The 4,493-nt window shown below is 62.3% G+C and carries 5 protein-coding genes and 1 pseudogene; 4 read left to right on the forward strand and 2 right to left on the reverse strand.

Annotated elements, in window-relative coordinates; genetic code table 11:
* The first annotated feature begins 53 nt into the window (after positions 1-53).
* A complete protein-coding gene (locus tag EOA28_RS26030) occupies positions 54-1,034 on the forward strand; it encodes a LysR family transcriptional regulator (protein WP_127253749.1) in 981 nt (326 codons plus the stop codon).
* 27 nt (positions 1,035-1,061) lie between these two features.
* Here the strand turns inward: EOA28_RS26030 and EOA28_RS26035 are convergent.
* A pseudogene (locus EOA28_RS26035) lies at positions 1,062-1,265 on the reverse strand (helix-turn-helix domain-containing protein); the annotation flags it as partial.
* Between the two features lie 665 nt (positions 1,266-1,930).
* On the opposite strand from EOA28_RS26035, the gene EOA28_RS26040 reads away from it, so the two are divergent.
* The 3 genes from EOA28_RS26040 to EOA28_RS26045 all read left to right on the forward strand — a co-directional run bounded on the left by EOA28_RS26040 (position 1,931) and on the right by EOA28_RS26045 (position 3,528).
* Positions 1,931-2,131 carry a hypothetical protein gene (locus EOA28_RS26040; protein ID WP_128298050.1) on the forward strand — a complete coding sequence of 67 codons (201 nt, stop codon included), beginning with the start codon at positions 1,931-1,933 and terminating at the stop codon, positions 2,129-2,131.
* 338 nt (positions 2,132-2,469) lie between these two features.
* Positions 2,470-2,643 (forward strand): hypothetical protein, encoded by a 174-nt coding sequence (locus EOA28_RS39030; protein ID WP_189342191.1) that lies wholly within the window; start codon positions 2,470-2,472, stop codon positions 2,641-2,643.
* Between the two features lie 654 nt (positions 2,644-3,297).
* Positions 3,298-3,528, forward strand: coding sequence for a hypothetical protein (locus EOA28_RS26045; RefSeq protein WP_126061553.1), 231 nt, complete (start codon positions 3,298-3,300; stop codon positions 3,526-3,528).
* 80 nt (positions 3,529-3,608) lie between these two features.
* On the opposite strand, the gene EOA28_RS26050 is transcribed toward EOA28_RS26045, so the two are convergent.
* The coding region (locus EOA28_RS26050) for a pilus assembly protein (RefSeq protein WP_128315432.1) at positions 3,609-4,493 on the reverse strand (885 nt) is incomplete at its 5' end.

Genomic DNA, 4,493 nt, shown 5'->3' on the forward strand with positions numbered 1-4,493 from the left:
TCCTTGCCTCCCGCGGGAGAGATTGGTGAAGCTCCCGCGTCGATGCTTGCAGGATGGAGGCTTTCCGGCCATATTTGAAATCGATTATATTTTGTTCGGGAATAAAGGTGGTAGATACCAGCCGCATCGACCTCAACCTTCTGGCAACGCTCGAAGTGCTGCTCGCCGAACGGAACGTCACCAAGGCGGCGGCGAAGCTGCATCTCAGCCAGCCGGCAGTCAGTGCGCAACTCGCGCGGCTGCGGGATTTGTTCGACGATCCCTTGCTTCTTCCCGCCCAGCGCGGAATGACCCCGACCGCCAAGGCAACAGAACTTGCCCCGCAATTGCGCGAGGCGTTGGATCGGGTGCGCTCGACACTGCAATCCCACAGGGACTTCGATCCCGAAACGGCGCAACTCGCTGTGTCGATCGCTTGCTCGGATTATGTCCAGGCAGCCGTTGTGATGCCGCTCGTCTTAGCGCTCCGGCGGATAGCACCAGGCGTGCGCGTGGCGGTTTGGCACCTGTCCCCCGCCCTCATGGAACAGCAGTTGGCGAACGGCGATATCGATTTGGTGATCGCCACACCCGATCCCGCGATGCCGCATCTACGTGCATGTCATCTTTACGAGGAAACATATGTCCTCATCGGCAGGCAAAGCCACCCGGATCTGAAGCCTGGCCTGACGATCGAGAACTATGTCAGGATGGAACATATCATCGTCTCACGGCGAGGCGGCAATTTCGAGACACCAGTTGACGACGCCTTGGGGGTTCTCGGTTATCGGCGCAATGTCGTCATGTCAGCGGGCTCGTTCTTGTTCATTCCCGAAATTGTTTCCAGCAGCGATCTTGTCGCGCTCGTACCCAGGCGGCTGTTTCGTGCCCAATCGGAAAGGCTGACGATCATCGATCTGCCCTGGCTGAGCGAGCGGTTCGATATCGGCTTGATCTGGCACGAGCGTTGTCACGGCCATGCCGGGCAGCGCTGGGTTCGCGAATTGATCGGAAAGCTGATGGTCGAGGGCGAAGACGACGCGCCGCGCGGCTAGACTAACGGGCAGCGACAGTTTCCCGCCATCGCCGAGGCTATCGAGTTCGTCGAGCTCGGCGGCGTGGCGGCGGCCCCATTTGCACAGGTCAAGTAGAACTGGCCTCACGCTTTGGCCCAGCGGCGTCGCTTCATAATCCACTCTTGGCGGCACCTGCGGGAACACCGTGCGGCTCACGATGCCGTGCGCCTCCATCTCGCGCAATTGCTGGATCAAGACCTTCTGGCTGAGCGGGCATCAGCCGGTTCAGTTCGGACATATTCGGCCTCGAGCTTCTGATATTCGGCGTTTAGCGCCCCAATGGTGGCGTTCTCCTCGGCAGTGAGGTCGAGCGGTTCGCCCTGCACTTAGCCCAGGAGAAACTCGGCCCTCGTTCATCAGCACACGACGCCGGTCAAAAAAATCGGTGCGCCGATAGGCTGCTTCAACCGTGTTGGCGATGCGATGTGCCAAAGCCTTGTCTGCGACTTCCTTCGGCACGTTGGTGCATTCGGCCACCCAATCGGTGAACGTGCTGCGAAAGCCGTGAACGGTCGCATTCCCAACCTTCATGTCCCGCAGAACCTTTAGCATGGTCATATCGCTGAACGGCTTGTCACCTGTGAAGCTGAACAGCAGGCTCTCCGGCTTAACCTCGCCGTGTAATGCGAGGTGACGCTGGTGCAGCGCGCGCAGCAGCTTGACCGTAGCGGGGGCGAGCGGAACGACGTGGGCTCCTTCATCTTCATTCTGGCCGCGGGTATCGACCAGCCCGCCTTGTCGAGATCGAACACGGCCCAGGTCGCCTTGCGAGTCTCATTCGAACGCACAGCGGTCAGTACCGTGAGCCTGAGCGCGTCCCGACCGAGGGTTGAGGGAAGAGCGCTCAGCGTCTTCATGAAGGCGGGCGCATCCTCATGCGGCATCGCGGCGCGGTGGGTCGCGCGACGGGTCTGGTTTCAGAACGGTATCCTTCACAGGAGTCGGTCCACGCGCCCGCCAAGACGCGTGTCGAGATCGTGCGGCTGCCGGGCTACACGTGGTTTCCCTCCCATGTGAAGCGGCGCCTGACGTTGCGATCGTCGGCGACCGCCGTCTCATTCAACACCTTATTATGAGTGGCAGCTAATATACTGGGCGCTCCCGGCGGTCGGAGAATTTTGGGAAGATTTCATTGCGCCTTATCCGAAGTTAATGCGGAACCTTGTCGCCGGTGCTTTGCTCTTTTTGCGCTGGCACGGCGGTGGTTGAGGGACCATCCGTTTTCGCCCGACAGGGAGAATTCGATGCGACCCTCGGCAACAATCAAGGCGATATCATCGCGGCCTCGTGCGTTCCCCAATCAGCATCATGCCGAACCTGTTCCAGCGCTGGCCGAGCGCCGCGGCGGCGCGACATGCCGGCGAGGGGGAAGAAGCTTTGGGCTGGGATAATCAACAACCACCAGGAGGAAACCATGCTTGATCAAGTCGTCAAAGCCTATTCGCGTCCCCGCGGGTCGCCGGCCCTTCGCCAATGCTGCGACAGCTACATCTGCCCGGTCTGCACGCAGGTCGTCGAATTGACGGATTATCGCCAGGTGCTTTGGCACCAGCAGCCCGGCCATCAGCCCATGGACCTCGAGGCCTGATTTCTACCGTGAATTGGAAGGAGCAACAGTTGGAGCGGCCTGTCAAAAGGCGGAAGCGTCAGCAGGCCATGTCTTCTCTCCTTCCGCCGATTTCTATGGCCGGGCAACGGCAGCCGAAAGCGATTGCCCGGCTCTCGGGCGACGGTCCGAAGCGGTTTTCAGACTGAAGTCTCAGCCGCCGAACGCAGAGGCCCGAGTCGCCGATTTTCAAGAAACAACAGCGCCATCAATACATTTGGTAGCAAGCCGCCGGACAAGTCCCTTCATCGGCGGTCGACGGAAGCGTGCCCGCCATTCCTGCGATATGACGGGCACGCCTTTCCCTTCAATCGCTCCTGGAGTTGCTGGCCGTGCAACCCGGCAACATGATCGCGAACCTGTTTGCGGCACTGCTCCTGGCGCTGATGATCGGCGGCGTCTCCTTCTCTTTGGCAGGCCGCTCTGGCCGGCACGCCACGCTCGGATGATAGTCCCTCTTCCAATCGACACCATGACAACCGGATCGGTGCGCAAGGCCTGTATCGAGCCATGCCTGCCGGCCCGCTTCGACCTCAAGCTCGCGCCGGCAAGGCCGCAGGGATGAAGCCGGCCTGGGAACCAGTCCGCGCCACACGCCGTTGACAGGGCGAAGGGATGGCCGCAGCGGAGGCCGCCATGGATCATTTCGAACTCATCGATCTTCTGTGCGTCATCGACGCATGCGTGAGCGACCGTTCGGCCGGGCGCGTCGTGCCTATGTCGAGGGCCGTCGAGGAACTGCGCGTGCTGACCGGCGATTTCGTCTCGTCGGACGAGGATGCGACCACCGCCTTGACGCAGGTTGCGCTGGAGCGCGGCTGCGCGGTGCTCTTCGACGAGCAGCCGGGCGCCGACATCATCGCGTAATTCGGCGTGGCGGCCGGGCCATCGATTTTCCATCAGGAGATCGGTCACCGCGGCCTTGCGAGCCGCTGCCGCTTTCCGTCTCACCTCGCCAGGGTAACCATCCGGCCCGCATACATCTCCCGGTTCCCCAGTTCGGCCGTGCAGTTCGACTTCACGGCAGAGTTTCCCGTCATTGCCACGGTGTCGCCCACCAGCCGCAGGCAGCTGCCCTGGGCGCTCATGTCCGAATTTCCGGTGTAGGTGATGGCGGCATCCGGAGCGTAGATGAAACCGCTCACCAGCGAGCCGGATCCGCCGTTCAGCGTCAGCGCCCGTGTGTTGCCATGCGCCTGGTAGATGGTGATGCCGGCATAGGGGCCGCTGGTGGGCGGCGAGAGGTTCACCTGCTCGTTGGCATTGATGTAGAGCTGCGAGTTCTCCATCAGGAACATCGTCACGCCCTGGCCGCTCAGGCTGCCGTTGCCGCCCGGCTTTATGACGACGTTGCGCATGATGTAGGTGCCCGGATTGAGGGTGATCTTTCCCGACAGGGTCTTGTCGCAATAGGTGCCCGGCGAGAGCGTTATTGTCTTGCCGTTGGGCACCGGCAGGCAGAGCGTGTAGGCAGGCGGAACGACGTCGGCCAGCGGATCGAACGAGGCGTACTGGTTCTCATGCGGCGTGCCGCAGGAAAGCGTGGCGCTGGGCGGCGTCAACCCTTGCGTGGCGCCGACCGTCGAGACGCAAGCTGCGCTGACGACCGCCGAGCCGCCGCGGTTGACGGAGTCGGCGGCGTCCGAATTGGCCGCGATCACGCAGCCGGCCATCGCCACATTGGTCGAGCCCTGCAGGTTGACCGCGTTGTCGGCATGCTGATTGAGCGCCAGCACGCAGGCCTGCGCGCCGGGCTTGATCTTGACCGAGGCGGTGCGCGTCGCCTGCCAGGCCGGCATGGCGGCGAGGAAGGCCGGCCGGGTGATGCTCGA

The sequence above is a fragment of the Mesorhizobium sp. M2A.F.Ca.ET.067.02.1.1 genome, assembly GCF_004023285.1.
Classification (GTDB): domain Bacteria; phylum Pseudomonadota; class Alphaproteobacteria; order Rhizobiales; family Rhizobiaceae; genus Mesorhizobium.

Bases quoted from the DNA above. Each gene is read 5' to 3' on its own strand.
- EOA28_RS26030 (WP_127253749.1), top strand. From the start codon at position 54: ATGGAGGCTTTCCGGCCATATTTGAAATCGATTATATTTTGTTCGGGA.
- EOA28_RS26040 (WP_128298050.1), top strand. From the start codon at position 1,931: ATGCGGCATCGCGGCGCGGTGGGTCGCGCGACGGGTCTGGTTTCAGAA.
- EOA28_RS39030 (WP_189342191.1), top strand. From the start codon at position 2,470: ATGCTTGATCAAGTCGTCAAAGCCTATTCGCGTCCCCGCGGGTCGCCG.
- EOA28_RS26045 (WP_126061553.1), top strand. From the start codon at position 3,298: ATGGATCATTTCGAACTCATCGATCTTCTGTGCGTCATCGACGCATGC.